20 protein-coding genes are annotated in these 19,649 nt (G+C 69.4%); 16 read left to right on the top strand and 4 right to left on the bottom strand.

Features of this window, described 5'->3' with window-relative positions; all coding sequences use genetic code 11:
* The first annotated feature begins 55 nt into the window (after positions 1 to 55).
* Genes VHU88_05200 through VHU88_05190 form a run of 3 tightly spaced genes read left to right on the top strand, consistent with a single transcriptional unit; the run spans position 56 to position 2,719 of the window.
* On the top strand, positions 56 to 1,582 hold the full coding sequence (locus VHU88_05200) for an FAD-dependent oxidoreductase (GenBank protein HEX3611063.1): 1,527 nt from the start codon (positions 56 to 58) through the stop codon (positions 1,580 to 1,582).
* Between the two features lie 6 nt (positions 1,583 to 1,588).
* Positions 1,589 to 1,903: a ferredoxin gene (gene fdxA, locus VHU88_05195; GenBank protein ID HEX3611062.1), complete on the top strand. Its 315-nt coding sequence runs from the start codon at positions 1,589 to 1,591 to the stop codon at positions 1,901 to 1,903.
* A gap of 15 nt (positions 1,904 to 1,918) precedes the next feature.
* Positions 1,919 to 2,719 (top strand): thioesterase family protein, encoded by an 801-nt coding sequence (locus VHU88_05190; protein ID HEX3611061.1) that lies wholly within the window; start codon positions 1,919 to 1,921, stop codon positions 2,717 to 2,719.
* A gap of 29 nt (positions 2,720 to 2,748) precedes the next feature.
* On the opposite strand, the gene VHU88_05185 is transcribed toward VHU88_05190, so the two are convergent.
* Together VHU88_05185 and VHU88_05180 are read right to left on the bottom strand one after the other, a co-directional pair.
* Positions 2,749 to 4,005, bottom strand: a complete 1,257-nt coding sequence (locus tag VHU88_05185) for a cytochrome P450 (protein HEX3611060.1) — start codon at positions 4,003 to 4,005, stop codon at positions 2,749 to 2,751.
* Between the two features lie 28 nt (positions 4,006 to 4,033).
* Positions 4,034 to 5,821: an AMP-binding protein gene (locus tag VHU88_05180; protein ID HEX3611059.1), complete on the bottom strand. Its 1,788-nt coding sequence runs from the start codon at positions 5,819 to 5,821 to the stop codon at positions 4,034 to 4,036.
* A gap of 96 nt (positions 5,822 to 5,917) precedes the next feature.
* Here VHU88_05180 and VHU88_05175 point away from each other — a divergent pair, with 96 nt between their 5' ends.
* The 13 genes from VHU88_05175 to VHU88_05115 all read left to right on the top strand — a co-directional run bounded on the left by VHU88_05175 (position 5,918) and on the right by VHU88_05115 (position 15,398).
* The gene (locus tag VHU88_05175) at positions 5,918 to 6,697 is read left to right on the top strand and encodes a PaaX family transcriptional regulator C-terminal domain-containing protein (protein ID HEX3611058.1); all 780 of its coding nucleotides are present in this window, start codon (positions 5,918 to 5,920) and stop codon (positions 6,695 to 6,697) included.
* A complete protein-coding gene (locus VHU88_05170) occupies positions 6,694 to 7,887 on the top strand; it encodes a LuxR C-terminal-related transcriptional regulator (protein ID HEX3611057.1) in 1,194 nt (397 codons plus the stop codon). Before VHU88_05175 ends, VHU88_05170 begins: the two co-directional genes overlap by 4 nt.
* A gap of 230 nt (positions 7,888 to 8,117) precedes the next feature.
* Positions 8,118 to 9,725, top strand: coding sequence for an ABC transporter substrate-binding protein (locus VHU88_05165; GenBank protein HEX3611056.1), 1,608 nt, complete (start codon positions 8,118 to 8,120; stop codon positions 9,723 to 9,725).
* Positions 9,726 to 9,809: 84 nt separating this feature from the next.
* Positions 9,810 to 10,355, top strand: coding sequence for a hypothetical protein (locus VHU88_05160; GenBank protein ID HEX3611055.1), 546 nt, complete (start codon positions 9,810 to 9,812; stop codon positions 10,353 to 10,355).
* Positions 10,343 to 10,621 carry a hypothetical protein gene (locus tag VHU88_05155; GenBank protein ID HEX3611054.1) on the top strand — a complete coding sequence of 93 codons (279 nt, stop codon included), beginning with the start codon at positions 10,343 to 10,345 and terminating at the stop codon, positions 10,619 to 10,621. Before VHU88_05160 ends, VHU88_05155 begins: the two co-directional genes overlap by 13 nt.
* Positions 10,622 to 10,705: 84 nt before the next feature.
* Positions 10,706 to 10,963, top strand: coding sequence for a hypothetical protein (locus VHU88_05150; protein ID HEX3611053.1), 258 nt, complete (start codon positions 10,706 to 10,708; stop codon positions 10,961 to 10,963).
* A gap of 187 nt (positions 10,964 to 11,150) precedes the next feature.
* The gene (gene ilvA, locus VHU88_05145) at positions 11,151 to 12,392 is read left to right on the top strand and encodes a threonine ammonia-lyase IlvA (protein HEX3611052.1); all 1,242 of its coding nucleotides are present in this window, start codon (positions 11,151 to 11,153) and stop codon (positions 12,390 to 12,392) included.
* A 122-nt stretch (positions 12,393 to 12,514) separates the two neighbouring features.
* Positions 12,515 to 12,919, top strand: a complete 405-nt coding sequence (locus VHU88_05140) for a hypothetical protein (protein HEX3611051.1) — start codon at positions 12,515 to 12,517, stop codon at positions 12,917 to 12,919.
* Positions 12,916 to 13,332: a hypothetical protein gene (locus VHU88_05135; protein ID HEX3611050.1), complete on the top strand. Its 417-nt coding sequence runs from the start codon at positions 12,916 to 12,918 to the stop codon at positions 13,330 to 13,332. The genes VHU88_05140 and VHU88_05135 overlap by 4 nt, the downstream gene beginning before the upstream one ends.
* Positions 13,333 to 13,580: 248 nt before the next feature.
* Positions 13,581 to 13,814, top strand: coding sequence for a hypothetical protein (locus VHU88_05130; GenBank protein ID HEX3611049.1), 234 nt, complete (start codon positions 13,581 to 13,583; stop codon positions 13,812 to 13,814).
* A 56-nt stretch (positions 13,815 to 13,870) separates the two neighbouring features.
* A complete protein-coding gene (locus VHU88_05125; protein HEX3611048.1) occupies positions 13,871 to 14,308 on the top strand; it encodes a hypothetical protein in 438 nt (145 codons plus the stop codon).
* Positions 14,309 to 14,676: 368 nt separating this feature from the next.
* Complete coding sequence (locus VHU88_05120; protein HEX3611047.1) at positions 14,677 to 14,871, top strand: hypothetical protein; 195 nt, start codon at positions 14,677 to 14,679, stop codon at positions 14,869 to 14,871.
* A 323-nt stretch (positions 14,872 to 15,194) separates the two neighbouring features.
* Positions 15,195 to 15,398 (top strand): hypothetical protein, encoded by a 204-nt coding sequence (locus tag VHU88_05115; protein HEX3611046.1) that lies wholly within the window; start codon positions 15,195 to 15,197, stop codon positions 15,396 to 15,398.
* 693 nt (positions 15,399 to 16,091) lie between these two features.
* Here the strand turns inward: VHU88_05115 and VHU88_05110 are convergent.
* Both VHU88_05110 and VHU88_05105 read right to left on the bottom strand, forming a co-directional pair.
* Positions 16,092 to 18,278 (bottom strand): FUSC family protein, encoded by a 2,187-nt coding sequence (locus VHU88_05110; GenBank protein ID HEX3611045.1) that lies wholly within the window; start codon positions 18,276 to 18,278, stop codon positions 16,092 to 16,094.
* A 518-nt stretch (positions 18,279 to 18,796) separates the two neighbouring features.
* Entirely contained in the window at positions 18,797 to 19,231 is a 435-nt protein-coding gene (locus VHU88_05105; protein HEX3611044.1) for an alpha/beta hydrolase, read from the bottom strand.
* Positions 19,232 to 19,649 lie beyond the last annotated feature (418 nt).

Here is a 19,649-nt window from a genome sequence, read left to right as displayed (position 1 = left end):
TTATCCGTCCCAGGACGGTGGCGCACGGCCGCTGCACGGCGATCCGGAGCTCAACATGGACCAGCACGATGTCGTGATCATCGGCGCCGGAATGGGTGGGCTTATCACCGGAGCGCTCCTGGCGGCGTTGGACAACCGCAAGGTGCTGGTGCTGGAGAAGGAGTCCGAGATCGGGGGGCGGATCATCTCCTTCGGTGGTCTTCATGGCAGCTACACCGAGAAGGAGTACCGGCGGCTGATGCAGGGCGCCGCGGGTGTGCACATCGTGCGCAGCCGGCCCTCGGTCGGCGAGATCATCACCGAGCACAAGCTTTTCGAGAACTTCATCCTCGACTCAGCCTGGCACGGGGTGTCCGCGGGCAGTCGGAACCGGTACTCGGTGCTGGCGAAGGCGTTCGGTAAGTCGATCCCGACGGTCAATCAGGTGGGTCTGCTGGTCCGGCACGAAGGTGAGTTCGTCGAGCTTTCGGAGATCGTCAGGAGCTGGCCGGAGGAGTCCCGTCGGGAGAAGAACCGGGTGGCCGCCGCGCGGTTCCGCCTCTCTGCCAAGGAATCCGCGATCTACGACCACGTCGACATCCGTACCTACATGGAGTCGATGACCTCGGACAAACTGGTCCAGGACTACTACGTCACCCTTGCCAGGTTCCAGATGTGTGTGAACGGGGAACGCGACGCCTCGGCCGGTGAGTGGATCCGGTGCAACAACATGACCAGCGCCACCGGTTCGCACCTGACCGGAGGCGGGGGGATGGGCGACGTCGCCGGGGGTTTCAAGAACGTCGCGATCGCGTTCGCCGAGGTGATCACCGAGAACGGCGGGGAGATCCGCACCGACGCCCGGGTACGCCAGGTGTTGATCGAGAACCACCGCGCGGTCGGCGTCGAGGTCGAGTACGGCCGACACGATCGGACCTTGGAGACCATCCGCACCAAGACGGTGATCTCCAACCTGCCGATGGACACCGTGCATCAGATCATCCCGGCCCAGCACTTCCCGGACGAGATGAACCAACGTCTGGAGCATCTGCAGCCGATCGGCGGGATCCTGGCGCACATCTGCCTTTCCGAGCCACTGGAGAAGCGCTGGCCCAAGGGCTTGTTCCTGGCCCAGCTGGATCGGCCGCAGGTCCGGGGCGGCACCCCGTTGATGTCCTACGAGCAGACCTCGTTGATCGATCCCGATCGGGTGCTCGACGGCAGCGAGAAGGTTTTGCTGCAGACCTGGTTGGCGCTTTGGCGCCGCGGACCTGACGAGGCCCACGACCGCGACCTGGTCGACGCCCTGATCGACTCTCAGATGGAGTTCCTGCGAACGCAGTACCCGCAGTTCGACGATGTCGTCGAGTGGTACATGTGGGTACTCACTGACCGCGAGTACGGCGTCGCGCCTACCCCGGGTTTCATCGGCGACCGGCGCCCCCCGGTGTTCCACCCGACGATCCCGAACCTGTTCTTCACCGGCGACACCGTGACCCAGACCGACGTCGGCACCAGCGCCGCAGCGCATGGCGCGATCCTGTGCGCCAACGCGGTCACCGGCCGGGACTTCCTGACCCTGCTGCCCGAGTTCATGCGCTGATCGCCGATGACTTATGTGATCACCGAGGCGTGCATCGACTGCGTCGACGGCTCGTGCCTGCCGGCTTGTCCGGTCGACTGCATATACCAGGGCGAGCGGATGTTCTACATCCACCCGGACGAATGCGTGACCTGCGGGGCTTGCGAGTACGCGTGCCCGGTCGAGGCGATCTTTCATTCCGACGAGGTCCCCGCGGCCCAGGCCGGATACACCCTGATCAACGCCGAGTTCCTGCTCCCTTTGGGCTCCCCCGGCAGCGCCAAGCGGTACGGCCCGCTGGGTGGTGACCACCCCTTGGTGGCCGCCCGCCCCTGGACCTGACGTACCGTCAGCGCCATGTCCACGCTGAGCCTGGACGACTTGGCCCTGGATGCCACCGAGGCCGGGTTCAGCCGGGTGATCGGCCCGGACTGGACCTTCGCCGACCGCGTGTTCGGCGGCTACACCGCAGCGCTTGCCTTGAGCGCCGCGCGAACCGTCTCGTCGCATCCGTATGCGGTCAGCACGCACGTCATGTTCCTGGAGGCTGCGCGGCCCGGTCCGATCTCGCTGCACGTCACCGAACTGCGCACCGGCCGCAGCTTGTGGGCCGGCCGGGTGAACGCCGAGCAGGCCGGGCGTCCGATTCTCGCCTGCGACGTCTGGTTCGGCGACCGTCCGCCGGCCTCGCCCGCGGCCGCACCGCGCGGCATCGAGCCCAGCCCGGAGAACTGCCCGTCGTTGGACTGGCTCCCCCAGATGTGGCCCTGCATGGGCTTCCTCGACGAGCGCGCCGTCGACTATCCGGCTGACCCCGACCAACGCGGGGGCGGACGACGCGTGGCGCTGTGGGCGCGCCCCGGCAAGGAGATCGGTCCAGACATGTTCGCCGGCCAGGTCCTGGACCTGATGGTGGCCGACGCCCACCTCATGGACGCCGCCCTGCGTGAGACCGGGTTGCGCGACACCCTGGGGTTCAGCCTGGACATCAGCGTGGCGTGGGAAAGCCCGCGACCGAGCACCGGTTGGCTCCGGTTGGACGCGAAGGCGAGAACCGGTGACGACGGATTCGTCACCTGCGGGGGCACGGTGCGCGGGCAGGACGGAACGTTGCGCGCGACAGCGCTGACCCAGGGCCGGATGTTCGGTGGCTCATGACCGAGGTGGCTCACCTCGGTCGCCGACCCTCAGACCTTCGGCGGCGTCCAGGTGGCGGGCAGTTTGTTCATGTGGTTGAACAGGTTGGACAGGCCCTCCTCGGGCTCGCCGATGAGGATGTCGGGCAGCTGGGTGTAGACCTCTCGCAGCGCCGCCCGCAGCAGGGCCTTCCCGAGCGCCTGGCCGAGGCAGTAGTGCACACCGCCGCCGCCGAAGGACAGGTGACGGTTGGGTTTGCGGGACAGGTCCAGCCGGTCCGGGTCGCTGAACACGTCGGCGTCGTGGTTGCCCGAGTCGTACCAGAGCACGACCTTGTCCCCGGCCTTGATCGTCCTTCCGCCCAGCTCGTAGTCCTCGGTCGCGGTCCGCCGGAAGTGCACCAACGGTGAGCGCCAGCGCAGCAGTTCGTCGACGGCGGTGTCGATGCGTCCCTCGAAGTCCTCCAACAGCCAGGCCTTCTGCTCCGGGTTGCGTTGCAGTTCCAGCAGCGAGTGGGCGATCGCGTGCCCCGTGGTGTCATTGGCGGCTCCGGAGAGCATGACGAAGAACGAGGAGATCTCGTAGTCCTCCAACTGCCGGCCGTCGATCTCGGCCTGCACCAGCCAGCTCACCATGTCCTCCCCGGGTTCCTTGCGCCGCTTCTCGGCCAGCTCGAGCGCGACGTCGGTGAGGATGTCCGCCGCGTTGCCGAAGACGTCGAGAGGCTCCATGGTGGCTGTGTACTCCGGGTCGTTCCACGATCCCAACTGATCCGCGGCCCGAACGACCTTGTCCCGAAGCTCGGGGTCCTCCACGCCGATGTAGTGCGCGTAGATCAGTCCGGGCAGCAGTTTGGCCAGCTCCTTGACGATGTCGCCCGCACCTCGCGGGGCCATCGCGGCAACCACGTCGTGCGCGTGGCCGCGGATCCAGTCCTCCATGGTTCGCATCCGGGCGGGGCTGAACGCCTTCACCACCAGCGCGCGGAGCTCGTCGTGCTCGGGGTCGTCCATGGCCAGGAACGACATCGCCCCGTAGAGCACCACCTCAGGCATGTCCTCCATGAAGATGCCCTGCCCCGAGCAGAACACCGGGCTGCGTGCGGCCTCCAGGATATGGCTGTGCTTGGTCAGCGCCCAGAAGCCTCGGGTGTTCTCGTCCGGGGGCAGCAAGGCCGACTCGGCGGGCGGGTGCCAGGACACCGGGTCGTTCTCCCGAAGCCAGCGGAATCCCGCCATCCGCTCGCTGCGGGGCAGGCCCCAGAACGCGAAGGTCTCGACGTCGGTCCGCTGTGTCGTGGTCGTCATGTCGGGCTCCCGATCAGGTGACGGTGGTTCAGGCGTAGAGGCCGTCGATCTCGACGGCGTACTTGGCGGCGATCTCGCGGCGTTTGAGCTTGGCGGTGGGCGTCAGTTCCTCGCCGCCCAGCGGCCAGTCGTGGTCGAGGACCACGAAGCGCTTTATCTGCTCGACCCGCGACAGCCGAGCGTTGCCACGAGCGACGGCCGCATCCACCGCGTGCAGGATCTCCTGACGCCGACTCAGTTCAGCGAATCCCGGGTCATCGATGCCGAGGGTGGCTGCCAGGGCGACGAGCCCGTCACGATCGAGCACGATCAGGGCGACGTTGTAGGACCGTCGGTCGCCGAAGGCATACACCTGGGCCAGCAGTGGTTCCCCGGTCTTGATCGCCTGCTCGATGTTGGCCGGCGACATGTTCTTGCCTGCGCTGTTGATGATCAGCGCCTTCTTGCGGTCGACGATGCGCAAGTATCCGTCGGGATCCAGTTCGCCGATGTCCCCGGTGTGGAACCACCCTTCGGCGTCCAGAACCTCTGCGGTCCGGTCCGGGTCGCGGAAGTAGCCCGGCGTCACGGTCGGCCCGGACACCAGAATCTCCCCGTCCTCGGCCAGCCGCAGCTGCGCCCCGGCCAGCGCCGTCCCGGCCGTACCGAGCTTGACCCGCTCGGGCGGACCAGCGGTGACGATGATGACCTCCGAGGAACCGTAGAACTCGTTGATCGGAATGCCGAGCGCCGCGATCTGCTCGAGCACCTCCAACGTGCTCGGCGCGCCGGCCACCACGGCGAAGCGCGTCTGATCCAGACCCGTGATCTCGGCCAGGACCCGAACGGTCTCCCGGTCGGCCGCGTCGTCGCCGGGAGGAAGCGGTCGTCCGGTCTGCTCGGCCCGTACCCGAGCGCATCGGGCGTCCCACGCCTCCTGCAATCGCTTGCCGTCCGGGGACTCCCCGAGGAAGCGGTGCAGGCCCGACAGCACCTTCTCGTAGAACCGCGGGGTGCCGAAGTAGCGGGTCGGGCGCACAGCGCACAGCGCTTCAGACATCCGACCCAGGTCGGCCAGTGAGGTGACCTCGTAGCCGTAGACGAAGGCCGCGTAGTGCCCGTAGATCCGCTCCGCGACGTGTGCCATCGGCAGGTAGCACAGGGCCCGGTCCCCGGCCGAGGTCGGGAATCGCTGCCGGATCGAGGCCAGGCAGTGCAATATGGCGCCGTGCCGGAACTGCACGCCCTTGGGTGGCCCGGTCGTGCCCGATGTGTAGACCAGCGTGCAGATGTCCTCCCGCGTGGCCAAGGCGCCGTGGGCCGCCGCGTCGAAGCTCTCCGGGCACAGGAGTTCCAACTCGGCGAGGCTGTACTCACTCGGGCCTCCGGCTCTGTCCCCCAGCACCACGACGTGCTCGATCGCCGGGCACCCGGCCGCCAGTTCGCGAGCCTTGTCCGCCAACGCGGCCTCGGTCACGATCACCCGCGGCGCTGCGTTGGCGGCGATCTCGGCCAACTGCACGACCGGAGAGGTCACGTACATCGAGAACGGGACAGCCCCGAGCAGCAGCGCGCCCATGTCGACCAGGTGGAACTCCATGCAGGTCGAAAGCAACAGCGCCACGCGGTCTCCGGGTCCGACGCCGAGCCGCACCAAGCCGCCCGCGATCGCCCGGGACCGGCTCGCCCACTGCCCCAACCTCAACGAGCGGTCCGAGCCGAACTCGCGCAGGGCAATCTGGTTCGGCGCCGCGGCCGCCCGGCCGAGAAAGGCCGTCGACAAGGACGAAGCACCGAGTGCAACGTCGATGGCGTCGGGGACGACAGGGGTGGCCATACCGGCAACCGGCCTCTCCGGGCGGATACGCACAGCAGGAACGAACGCGCCGGCAACATAACACAATTTCGTCGCGTGGTGTAATACTGTGTGACCATGACTCAGCCTTTGGCCGCGACCACCACGCTGACCGCTCGTTCGGTGGTGATCAGCGCGCTGCTCGGCTACCACCCTCCGGAGTTGCCGATCAGTGCACTGGTCCGGATCGGGGGGCTGTTCGGCATCGCCGACGGCACCGTGCGCGTGGCGGTGGGCCGGATGGTGACCGACGGGGACCTGGTGTTCGCCGACGGGGTGTACCGGCTGACCGAGCGACTGATCGAGCGCCAGGCAGCCCAGGACGAGAGCTGTTCACCGCGCACCAAGTTCTGGCGCGGGAGCTGGGAACTGGCCATGGTGACCGCACCAACCCGTCCCAGAGCCGAACGCGACGCGCTGCGCAGGATCATGACGCAGCTACGCATGGCCGAACTGCGCGAGGGAGTGTGGACCCGCCCGGCGAACCTCGTCGCCGCCCGGCCGCAGGAGGTGCTGGCCCAGTGCACCTTCTTCAGCGGCCGCCCCGAGGAAGACCCACGGGAGTTGGCCGCATCTCTGTGGGACCTGGAAACCTGGGCCGGCACAGCGCGAGGTCTGCACGTGGAGCTGGCCACCTGCACCGGACTGGTGGAGGGATTCCTGCTGACCGCCGAGATCCTGCACCTGCTGCGCGCGGACCCGGTACTGCCGCCCGAGCTGCTGCCGGCCGACTGGCCGGGCCCGGAATTGCGCGCCGACTACGCCGAATTCAGCGTTGCCTACGCCGAACTGCTGCGCGACTACAGCCTGGGTGGAACGGCCGCCAACAGCACCACAGACCCTCCCGGACGACGATGAGCGAGACAGCCGCGCGCGACTGGGTCGGCGCCGGGCCGCTGCTGGACCCAGGCCTTGACGCCGAGATCACCTCGGTGCTCGAGGAACTGTCGAACTTGTTGCCCGAGCTGCGTTTCGGCCCCCCGGTCGACTACGCGACCTCGGTCGCCGCTGCTCAGACGGCAGGGCGGGAGTTGGACCGGGTAATCGGTGCGCTCGTTCCGGGTCCCGCGCACAGACTCCTGCTGGCCGCTCGTGCTCTGCATCGCACCTGCCAACGCCTGAGCCACCTGCAGATGACCCGGTCTTACGTGATGAATCAGATCCTGATGCGGGTGCTGACCAGGCTGGAGGAGGCGGCCTGTTCGGTCTCCGAACTGGTCGCGGTGGCGCCTGAACTGATCTGCGAACTCGGCTTCGACCGGGCCATGATCAGTCGCGTCGAGGGCGACGTCTGGTACCCGGAACTCATCTACGCCATCGGTGATCCCGGATCGGCCGAAGACTTCAACCGGGCGGATGCCGCTATCCCGCAGCGGCTGCTACCGGGCCTCTACGAGACGGAACTGGTCCTCGAGCGCAGGCCGATCCTGGTCACCTCGGTGCGCGACCCGGCCGAGTCCCGTTGGGGACATCCGACGTTGGTCGAGGCCACTGGCGTCCGAAGTTACGTCGCCGCCCCGATCCTGTCCGGCGGCGAGGTCGTGGGCATGCTGCACGGAGATCGTTACGGTCAACGCAAGGACGTCGACGAATTGGACCGCGATCTGCTTGCAGTCTTCGGCGAGGCATTCCGACTGGGATTGAGCCGAGCAGCGCTGAACGATCGGCTTGTCCTCGCCCAGGAAGCGACCCGGCGCGCCTCGATCTCGCTGTGCAACGCATCCGACGCGGTCCACCGGATGCCGCCAGTGCGGGTCGATCGCCGACCCGATGAGCAGCCCGAAGGACTGCTTGTCCGCACCGGCAGACGCGTCACCGAAACGCCGAGCCTGCCCGACTCACTGACGTCTCGCGAACTGGACGTCCTCAAGCTCCTCGCCGAGGGACGCACGAACGCCGCCATCGCCCGCCGATTGTCGATCACCGATCACACCGTCAAACAACACGTCACCCATGTGATGCGCAAACTCGGGGTGCGAAACCGCTCCGAGGCAGTCGTTCGTTGGTTCCTTTCCGCCGAGGCCCGCGACCACGCCGTAGTCCGGTGAGAGCACGGCCGCTGAGTGCCCGGCAGTGCTGGTTCGGCGGGAGGGAAGCAGGAACCAACATGTAAGGCTGAGAAAGATAAGCGGTTCTTCGGATGTGGCGGAATTCTCCTCGAAAGAGGATTGACCTACAGCCCCGAAGACTCGCCCCGGTGTCGCAGTCCATGCCGGGGCCGCCGCGCCGAATTGGAGTGCCCATGGGTTCGATACACAAGCGTCGGTGGATCTCCGCTGTGCCCCTAGGAGTGAGCGCGGCGCTGGTGCTCACCGCCTGCGGAAGCAGTGGCGACGCCAACGTCACACAGGCCCAGTCGAACACGAGCCCCGCGGCGGCTCCCGCTGCAGCTGCCCCGGCCGCCCCTGCCGCACCGGTCACCGCCACGAGTTCCGGCAGTTCGACCGAGGCTGCCGTGACCTCCGCACACACATCGACTAGGGCGACCAACTCCCTGCCGTCGTCCTCGACAACCGCCGCCGCGACCACCCAATCCACCGCGCTGAAAGCGCCGGCGGCGATCAGGGCAGCTGCGCTTCCTGGAAAGGCCGCCAAACCGGCGAAGGCCGACGCGGCCGCAGTCGCCGCGACCGCGGGCGAGAACGGTACCGCCCTGCGAGCGCTGGACTCCGGATCGGCGGTCGCCGAGAACCAACGCATCGCGACAGCCAAGGGCGGCGCCACCGACATCGGGGTGGCCAAGGACGGAATACACATGGGCACGGTGTCCATGCACGGGATGGCATTGGGAAACGTACTGATCGAGCCGATCGTGCGGGGTATCGAGTCCGAGTTCTCCGCCGAGAACGACCGCGGCGGGATCCTCGGCCGGCGGCTGACACTGACCGATTGCGATGACGGTCCCGGTGAGGTATCGCGAACCAAGGCCTGCATCAAGAAACTGGCCACCGTGGACCGGGTGTTCGCACTGCTGAACATCACATCCTGGGGCGCCGCCTCGGCGCACGACGATCTGAAGCAGTACCACTTGCCGTCGGTCGGCCAATGGGCCTACTCGCAGACCGAGTGGCAGGACCCGTTCATGTTCCCGACCCACATGTCGATGATCCACGAGGCCATGGCCGGCGGCCACTGGGTCGTAAACGTGATCCGACCGAAGACCTACGGACTGATCTGCCTGGAGTCCCCGGAGATGCAGCTGGCCTGCAACCAGGTGCAGAAGATCGTCGACTCCTCCGGGGCGAAGATGGTCAAGCGCCTGGACGTTTCGATCGCCGAAACCTCGATGAGCGCCTACGTGCTGGCGGCCCGGGCGGCGAACCCGGAGCACATAATTCATTACGTCGTGAACCCGGCCACCATGGCCAAGTTCGTGGTCGAGGCCGCCCAGCAGGGGTACTGGCCACCGAAGGGCATCAGCGGCAACCACCTGGCCGCCGAAGTTCTCGGCTCGATCTTCGGGCACTGGCCGGCCGGCAGGTACTGGACCAACACCACCTACAAGATGTGGGGTCCGGAGTTCATGGCGACGATCTTGAAGTACGCGCCCAGCAACCGTGGCGTGAACCACCACGTGGTCCAGTCGACATACGTGGGTGCCCAGATCCTGGCTCAGGCCGCCCGCGCGGTCGGCCCCAACCTGACCCGCGACCGGCTTATGGCGCAGCTCGGAAACGGTGACACCTACCGCTCCGAGGCTGCGATGGACCAGCGCTTCTCCTACCGGCCCACCGAGCGGTACGGGGACAACTGGAACCACGATTACGGGCAGGGCCGGGAGTTCATGTACAAGTACGTGAACGAGAACACGACCGCCAACCCCGACGGGTCACCGAGCGGCTTCGAACCGGACCCCGACCAATTCGTGCTCTACACGTGGAAGTAAGCCGAGCGACGATGAACGCGAGGAACGAGCGTTCGATCTTCCGAGGCGTCTGAACCGGCGGCCGCGCTGCGCTGCCTGGACCGCGTGCCGCAGGTCCGGGCGCAAGCCGGCCAGACTCTCGAGGGCATCCGTGACCTGGCCGCCCTGACGCGCGCCTTAGCGGTCGTGCTGACCGCCCGGATCCGATTGCCGGGGCCGGCCGCGCTGACGGCGGTGTGCGCGGCGATCTGCGCGGCCGCCGGGCCGGAGGAGGTATTCGCCGAACTCGCCGACTCCTCCGACCCGCTGCTGCGGCGCTGGGCGTTCGCCCACGCGCGGGACAACGGCCTGCTGGAGACCGCGGACCTGATCGGCCTGCTGGAGCGGGACGGCGACCCGCGCCTGGTGACCATGGCCGGCCGTTGGCTGCGGCAGGACGAACCGACCGCGCAACTGGTGGCCCTGCTGCGCAGTCGGCGTTCCGGGGCGCGGCTGCTCGCCGTCGAGCGACTACCCGACCCGCTGCTGTCCGAGCAGGACCTGCGCGCCGCGCTGGTCGACCGTTCCGGGCCAGTCGCAGGACGGCGCAGTACCGCGCCGGACGCCGCGGCATCGACGCCGCCGAGGCCTACCGGGAAGTGCTCCGCGTAGAGACCCCGGGCCGCGGGCAGCAGGCTGCGGCGCTCGACGGCCTCGCCGAGACCGGCAGCCGCGACGACCTGCCCCTGGTCGAGGCCCGTTTGTCCGCTCCGGGACCGCGGGTGCGTGTCGGCGCCGTGCGCGCCGTGTGCAAGCTCGCCCCGGCCGAGGCAGTCGGGCGTCTGCTCGCGCCGCTGCTGCTCGACCCGGTCGCCCGGGTCAGCGCCTCGGCCGCCGCGGGACTGACCCGCGCCGGCGTCACCCCGTACACGCTGTAGGCGGCGTGGACGGGCGAACACGCCTCCAACCGCACCGCCGCCGGGCGCCTCACGAGCGCGGCGGGCGGGTGGACGGCACTGGTCGTGCACCTGCGCGCCGCCGGCGACCCCGACGACCGTCTGGCCGCGGACGGCCGTAAAGGCCTGCACGACTGGGTGAGCAACCAGGCTCCGACCGTCTACCGGACGCCCGCCCCGGAGCAGGCCGAATCGATCAGCCGAATGCTTCCCGGCCTCGACCTTCCGCCGCAGGTCGCGCGCCGCATCTGCTTCGCCGCAGCCCTGCCCTACACCGCACCGCACCGCACCGCACCGCTACCGTATGCCCGCGACGACCGCTGACACCGAGGGAACTGACGCATCGTCAGCGCGAGGGTGTGGCGCGGATCCAGGAGACCCGCATGGACGCCAACGCCCCGGTACTCGGCCCTCGAGTTGAGACTGGTGGCGACGCGGGACGGCGGGCGCGGTCCGCGCCGGAGCGGGCCGGGATACGCTCGCCTGTCGGGCCCTCGACGAAAAGTGGATGATGACAGTCACCGCCGACCTGGTCGACGCTGCGGCGGCGCGCATCGCGGATCGCGTCGCCTCCACGCCGTTGCATCGCAGTGAGCGGTTGTCCACCTTCACCGGCGCGGAGATCTGGCTCAAGCGCGAGGATCTGCAGGCGGTGCGGTCCTACAAGGTCCGTGGCGCCTACAACCTGATCAGCTCGTTGGACGATGCGGCGCGCGCGGCCGGGGTCGTGACCGCCAGCGCCGGTAACCACGCGCAGGGTGTGGCGTTCACGTGCGAAGCCCTCGACGTACGGGGCCGGGTCTACCTGCCGCACAGCACGCCTAGGCAGAAATGCCGGCGCATCGCGGAGCTGGGCGGGGCGCGCATCGAGCTGATCCTCACCGGCGCCACCTACGACGAGGCAGCCCTCGCGGCCCGGGAGGACGCCGAACGCACGGGGGCCACCATGGTGCCCGCCTTCGACGACGTGCGCACCGTCGCCGGGCAGGGAACCGTCGCGCGCGAGATCGTGGCCCAACTCGGTCGCGAACCCGACGTTCTCGTCGTCCCGGTCGGTGGCGGTGGGTTGCTGGCCGGGTCGATCGCCTGGCTGGGCAACCGCGCTCGGATCGTCGGCGTCGAACCGATGGGCGCGGCGTGCGTCGCGGCCGCACTCGAGGCCGGCGAGCCGGTCGACCTGCCTCACCTGGACACCTTCGTCGACGGCGCCGCCGTGACCCGGGCCGGCACGGTCCCGTTCGCCATCATCCAGAATTCCGGCGCCGAACTCATCGACGTCCCCACCGGCGCAGTGTGCTCGGAGATGCTCGAGCTCTACCAGGTCGACGGCATCATCGCCGAACCCGCCGGCGCGCTGGCCTGCGCCGCCCTGACCGGCCGCCTGGTCTCCGGCATCACACCGGGCACGACCGTGGTCTGCGTGCTCTCCGGGGGCAACAACGACATCAGCCGGTACGCGGAGATCATCGAACGCGCAATGCTGCACGAGGGCCGCAAGCTCTACTTCCTGGTCGAGTTCCACCAGGAACCCGGTGCCCTGCGCAGATTCCTCGACGAGGTCCTCGGCCCCGACGACGACATCGTCTTGTTCGAATACATAAAGCGAAACAACCGCGAGACCGGACCGGCCCTGGTCGGCATCGAACTGGCCCGCCCCGAAGACGCCCCCGCACTACTCGCCCGCATGCGCACCACGCCGATCAACGTCGAGCAGGTCGACCCCGCCGGCCCACTGTTCCAATTCCTGATCTGAAACCCCGTCAGATGCCCGGGACCGCGGTGCAGGTGAGCCGGTCGCGGTGCGAGCCTGGCTGCTGCTCGGGGCCCGGGCAACCGGCTCCAGCCTGTATCACAGTGATGTGGTACATTGCTTGTGTGGATGCGCTGACGAGGATCAACGGGTTGCTGGACCGGACTGATGAGGAGACGGTCGGGACCTCGATGCGGATTCCTGCCGCGTTGCGGGACGCGGCGGCGCTGGCTGTCTCGGAGCTGGCTGTGGCGGCTTCGACGACGGCACTGACCACTGATGCGTTGCGCGGCCGACTTGAGGCGATCGTGGTCGAGGCTGCGCTGGAGATGCACTACGCGCAGTATCCGCTCGCCCGGCCGGACCTGGCCGAGTTGGCCGTCGCGGCGGCCGAGCTGGACGGGAACCCGTTGGCTGCGACACCCGAACTGATCCGGGCCGCGGCCATCGCCATCCTCGAGCGCCACCCGGGCGCGGATGCCGACGACGTGCTGCTGTGGGCGGAGGCCCGGGCCTCGAGCGCGGCGTGAGCCGCACCGTCCTGCTGGACAACGAGGCGGTGCAGGCCCTGATGGACCCCGACCATGCCAAGCATCGTCGGGCCCTCGCGTTCGTCCAGGTCACCGCCGGCCGGAAGAAGAAAGCCACGGCGATCGAGGTGGAGGTTCCGACAAGTGTCCGGGTCGAGGCGGGCTGGGACCGAACCGCACCGGAGGCCGCTTTCATCAACCTGCTCCGGATCCGCGACGTGGCGCTGGACACGAAAGCCGCCGACCTCGCCGCCGGGCTCGCCAAGACCCACGGCGTATCGGTGGCCCGCGCTCACATCGGCGCCGCCACCCGTGGCCGGGAGGGATCGGCGGAGATCACGATCCTCAGCAGCGACCCCGGCGACATGCGCGCTGTCGCCGGAACCAGCAACGTCACCGTCGTCCGCCTCTGACCCGACCCACCACCGGCGCCCACGACCGATGCGCGGGCCTGGACGGCTATCGGCTTGCCCATCGATCTGAGCATCCGTCAGAACAGTCTGAGGTCGGGTTGTCCCGTCGGTGCGGCGTCCACCGTGGCCTGGCACAGCGACGGCTGGGCGCCGCTGGCACGGATCCCCCAGTTCGGGCCGCGCGCCTGTTGGACAAAGGGCGCCCGGCCGGAGACCTTGATCGGGTCTGGTCCAACCGGGAGGCAATTGTGGCAGAAAGTCGTGCGCTCGCAGCGGCGGTCGTGTTGACGAGCCTGCTCGTCGCGCCGCTCGGTGGGGGCCGGGTTGCCGACGGCGCGCCCCCGGTGAAGCCGCCCGGCGTCCCGCTCGGTGTTTGCTCGGTCGTCGACTCGGTCGCCTCGGAACAGCAGCACCCGTGCCCGGATCAGGACCCGGACGGCCAGGACGACGGCGGCGGCCCCCTCGGGAGTCAGGGCACGTAAGGCCGGGCACCGTCGGAAACAATCGCCAACCCGGGATCCTCTGGTAGGAACGATCCATGGGGATCGGGATGCGGGTCGCGCGGTGGTTGTCGGTGGCGGTCGTGTGTGCGGGGTCGCTGCTGGCCATGTTGCCGGCCGGGGCGGCGGTGGCGTCGGCGAAGGGCTGCACGGGTCGTAACGGCCCGGGCGCGGTCAACTCGACGTGCATCACCGTGCAGGGCAGTGGGCTGCACGTGGATTCGGTGGAGGTGGCGATGAACTCGACCTCCCCGGGCGGGCCGGTCCAGTTGTGCGAGGTCGGCGCCGACCTGACCGGCACCCTGGCCGACCACCAACCATTCCACCGCCACGGGCAGTCCCGCTGCTCGAAGGTCGGGCACGCCTACGTCGAATTCCCCGTCAACCTCGACCTCGCACCCCAGAGCCTGCTCTGCGCCACCACCACCTTCGAAGGCCGCACCGCCTCACCGGCCTGCGAGAAGATCGAACCCTGAACCGCGGGTCTGGACCGCACCGCGACGTGGCATGCCCGACCGGGCTGTTGACGCTGGGTGCCGCCGAACCGATCGCCCGACCCGGCCTGCGGCGCCCGGGCGCGTCTGCGTGGAGCCTGCGCAGGGAGCAACGGCTGCGCCCGGTGATCGGTCAGGCTCGCGTCGCTGGAGGTGAACCGCCTTGCGGCGGGTTGTCGGTTCGCGGCGCCGACCATCGCCGTCTGCTCCAGTTCTCGTGCAACAGGGCCGAGGGTCGCGGGGTAGCCTGCCCGCATGAATCGAATGTGTGTTCGACTGCTGTTGTGACTGCGGGGCCTGGACAGTACAGCGCCGCAGAGTCGGCGTGGTGGGTCATCACCGATCAGTGGGTGATCCTGGCCGGCCCGTTCGCCCGCCGCGCGGCCGCCGACCGTGCCGTCGACGAGGTTGTCGAATGCCTGCTCGCCGGGCTGGTGCGGGAGCGCCGGTCGACCGCGTTCATCACCGCCCGGGTCTGCGCGGTCCGCGTCGCCCACGGGAGGAGGGCGTGGCCGCACGGGCACTTCGAGGCGCCCGGCCCCTGACCGAGCCCCTGGACACGCTGCGACGTCCGGCGCGGCGAGCGCCTCGACGGGCAGGTCGAACGCGTGACCGCTGCCCTGCCTGCGCAGGTACCGGTGTCGGCGGCACTGTGTTCCGTCGGCGCGGACGTTTCGACTGGCGGTCAGGCCATCACTTTCGACGGTGCTGGCGGTCTCGCAACCACGCCCCCACTCCCAGATAGGTCAGGCTGAGGATGGCGAACGCACAGATGACGATGAGCCCGACCTCCACCGGGCGACAGTAACCCTGACCCGCCGGCCGAATCGAGATCCGGTGTGGATCGCAGCGGGGTTACGCTGCGCAGATGCGGGACGTCTTCACCGGGTTCCTCATCCTGCGACTCATCGCGCTCCTCGCGCTGCTGACCCTGGGGTCAGTGGCGCTGGGCGTCTCCTCGCTCGCCCGCGGCTCGGACGCCGTCGGTGTCGTGCTCCTCGTCACCGCCGTGCTCCTGGCGGCAGCGACCGCATGGCTCCTCACGCATCGAACGACTGGGCGGTCGGGCTAGCCGCATTTTTGGGGCGGACGGGAAGCGCCCCGCCGACGACGGGACTGCTTCGGCTGTCACCCGGCGTCGGCGGATCGTTCTGACGTGACGTCAGAATTGGCTCGCCGGGGTCTGTCACGCCGCTGGTGCCAGACGGCACTGGTCCTGCCCGGCCCGTTGGGGCAGTGTGCGCCGCCATGATGCTGTTGAACTTCACGCTCGATGCCCTGGTCCGGGTTGTTCGACGCGCTGTCCGTTGCCGTTCAGGTCGTCCTGAAAGCTCACGCCAGGGCAAGCCGCAGTTCTGAACGCACTGGTGCGCACCGGACCTGACATGACCTCAGATCGTCACCTCACGGGACTCGTCTGACACCCCGTCAACTCGGAGGAGCAGCACCATGCCCGGAGCGGGCATCCGACGTACCGGCTCGAGCTCGACCGCCTGCCGAAACGTGCAGTGCCGAAACGTCCAGGATTCGAACCTGACGTTCCGACCGGTTTCAACCCGGCTCGGAATCGCGAGCAGGCACGCAAACTCGCTTGTCGGAGCAAGGCCCGCACCGACCGTGAAGCGGCTCAGCCTTGACGTGCGGAGTGCAGGTCACACGATCGACGGCGCAGGGTTCGACCGCTCCGGCCTTCCCTGTGTCGAGAAAGCCGTGTGCGAGCATGAGCGCCTGCCAAATCCGGCACCCAAGCCGGGCCGACCGGTTCTCAGCTTGCGGCGCCATCTGCCAGCAGCGTGATCCGGATGGCCGGCTGGCCCGCTGCGCTGGGTGCTTCGTATTCGGCGGGGGTGAGGATCCGATTCAGGTCTGCCCCTAGGCCTTCCAGCCAGACCCGCAGGTCGGCCAGGTGATAGAGGTTCTGGCCAAGGTCGGTGGGCCAGTCGGTGGGCTGATGAGCCGGGGGCGGGGCCCCCGGGGGCGGCTGCCGGTGCAGCAATCGGTCGGAGAGGTCCTGGAATCGCCCGGCGACGTCCTCGGCGGTGGCGGCGAGGGTGGCGACGCAGGGCAACAGCCCGCCGGCGGGGCAGGACCGGACCAACGCCTCCGCGCCACGGATTGCATGGTGGCCGGCGATCAGGGCGGCCTGCCAGTCAGTGCGACCTGGCGGATGGCGTTCGTTCTGGTACAGCGCAAAGGACGCCTCGGCCAGCTGTCCGGCCGCGCGGGCCCGGGGCAACGCCTCCCCGGGGGCCTGGCCGCGCGCCAGCACGGCCACCGTCTCGCGCACCACCTGCGCGGCCGCGGCCAGAAACGTGCCGGTGGCCCGGTGCAGCTCACCGGACCCGCCGCGCGGCCAGGCCAACAGCCCCATCACCGCACCGATCCCCGCGCCCACCACGACGTCGACCACCCTGGCCTCGGCCAGCCGCCAATCCACCGGCGACACCTGGGCGAACACCAAGGCCAGAACCAGCGTGAGCAGCGCCTGCGCCCAGCCCAGCCCGAGCAGCGGACCGGCCGCGAACCCGACCAGCATCGCCACCGGCAGCACCACCGCGAAGACCCCAGCCGGGATGCCGATCACCAAGAGGCCCGCCGCCAGCACCGACCCGGCCACCGTCCCGACCAGTGCCGGGCGCAACAGCATGCGAGTCTCGGCGGCCGAGGTGCGCGACAGGGTGAGGACGGTCAACAGCACCCAGAACCCGTGCGAGAGGTCGAACACACCGGCCAGCAGGCGAGCCACCGCCAACGCGCCGGCCAGCCGCAACGCGCCCTGGAAGTACACCGAGCGCGGAGTCAGGTGCTCGCGCAGCCGATGCCACCACAGCGACGGTGTGCAGCGGTAGGCGTACCAGAACTGGCCCGGCTGTGCCGAAGCCGGAGTGTGGTCCGGGCCGATCGGTTCGCCCGCCGCGATCCGGATCGCAGTCACCAGGGACTTGGTCCACTCCCCCAGGCTCAGCGCCAGCGAACCGACCGCCAGCCGCTGCGGCGCGAGCCCGTCCGGGGTCAGGGCCGCCCGCGCGCTGCGGAACTCGGCCAGCGCGGCGGCGACCCGGTCGGTGTCGGGGGCTTCCCCGCCGCCGTGCAACCAGTCGGCGGCGGTCCGCGCGCACGAGGCCGCCTGGCGCAGCAAGGCGGCCGCCGCCGGCAGCTGCACGGCGTCTCGGTCCTCGGTGCCGGCCAGCTCCGCGGTGCGGCCCAGCAGCAGCCGTGCGGTGCCGGCCGCCGCGGTCAACGCCCGGTCGCGCCGGTTCGCCGACGCCGGTCGCTGCCCCAGCGGCAGCCGCGAGGGCCGCAGCACCTCGGCCGCCTCCACCGCGCTCGGCAACAGCCCGGCCAGCCGCTCCCGGGCTGCGGGATCCCCCGACCAGCCGGCCGCGAGGGTATCCAGGCAGTCCGCGAGCGCGGCGACCGCGTCGGCCAGCCGCCGCTCGTACGGCAGCGGGGTTGGATCCGGCCAGAGCAGCAGCTCGGCGGTCGCCAGGAGCAGCACCGCCACCGTGAGACCGGCCAGCCGCCACCCCAGCGCGCCGGGTTCGTACGGCGGGAAACACGGCAGGATGTACAGCAGCTGCATCCCGGCGGCCAGCCCGACCAGTCGGGGACCACCGACCCCGACCAGGCTGACCACGAACCCCAGCACGAACATCCCGGCTACCGCGCCCGCGGTGCGCACCGACAGCAGCGTGCCCAGCGTTACCAGCACCCAGCCGACCGGCAGTACCGCGACCAGCGTGCGGGCGCGCTGCGCGGGACTGCCGGGAATCTGCGCCAGCGCTCCGAGCGCTACCACCCCGAACAGCGCATAAGGGGCCATCTGGGCGTTGCCCAGCGCGTACCGGCAAAGGTAGAACGCGGCGCACCCGACCAGCGTGACCCGGGCCGCCCGCCGAACCACTGCCAGTCCCGGATCACGCCGCAGCAACCACGCCGGTGGACAGGGCACCGTCCCATCCTGCGCCAGACCCGTCCCGCCGGCCAGCGGGGCCGCGCCCTCCAACCAAGGTGCCCCCGACCTGTCTGGGCCACCGCCTCGTCAACGACTGCGCAGGACCCGAGGCTGCACCGAAGCTTGCGGCACGGCGGGTGATGGACGCCGCGGTCGACGGGAACAGGTTCGGTGTGCGCGCGTATCTGGGCCGCTACTGCGACAACGACCCGAAGGCCGTGTCGAAAGCCGCCATGCAGATCAGGCGGATGGCCGGGCCGCGTGGTGGCCGACCGTGACTCCACATTGGTGGTCGGTCAGGTCGACCGAGCCGGTGGTTCCTGGTGGCTACAGCAGGTTGGTAGTGAGCCAGGCGAGTACTGCGTCGGCGACTTGCCGCCATCCGCTGTCGATGGCCAGTGAGTGTCCGCGGCCTTCGAACTGTTTGAGTTCGGTGACCGCGGTGGAGTCGCGGTATTGCTTGAATGTCGAGCGGGTCACGACATCGGGGACGGCGTGGTCTGCGGTGCCGGAGATCAGCAGCGGCGGACCGCGAGTGTTGTTCGCGGTGTCGACCTTGGCTTGGGAGTGCAGAACGAAGTTCGCCGCGGCGTCTTGGAACAGGGGCCGCGCGGGTGCGGGATGGTCCACTTCTCGTACAGGGCAAGGGATTCTTCTTCGCTCACCGCGTTGCCGAAGCCGAACCGGGATTCCTTCTCGGTGAGGGAGTCGGCCTTGTGGAGGTTGGCGGGGTTGCCGAGTCCGGGAAGACCCGCACGTACCTGCGCGAGTGGCAACGGCAGCACGCCTTTGATCTGGGCGGGATCGATGGCGACGCCGGCTGCACCGAGACCTTGGCCGAGGAGCTTTTCGCTGAACAGCCCGCCGAAGGAGTGCCCCACGATGATCGGCGCAGCGTCGAGGTCGGCGATGTGCTGAACCACATCGCGACCAGCGGCGGCCACGGACACGGGGGCCCGCAACCTCGAACGCTGAGGACACGGACCGGTCGGTTCGTGGACGCTGCCCGGCACCGACCCGGGTTCGGGCTCAACCGGGTCGGTGGAGGAGCGATGCAGATTGGCCGGCGGACGGCCGAGGGGTGATGCGACCGGCTTCGAGCCGCGCTGCTCGGTGACCGGCGGGTGGCCAGGATCAGGCGGAGGACTCGGGCAGCGGACAGGCGACCTGAGCGTGCAGCTTGGGAGGTGGGCGAACCCACGGATCCCGGCACGCACGGATCCGCAGCCACCTTTCGCAAGCGCACCCCACGCAGCCGGCCACGTAGCCCCCGCCACCGTCGCAGCCACAACGGCCCCCGAAGGCGCAGGTGGCGGATACAACTCTCCTGTCAACGGCGTCGCCCGGCCCGGCCCGGCGTCAGCAGCC

The sequence above is a fragment of the Sporichthyaceae bacterium genome (genome assembly GCA_036269075.1).
In the GTDB taxonomy this organism is placed as follows: Bacteria; Actinomycetota; Actinomycetes; order Sporichthyales; family Sporichthyaceae; genus DASQPJ01.
Note: the sequence above shows the minus strand (reverse complement) of the source record. Positions and strands in the feature narration are given on the sequence as shown.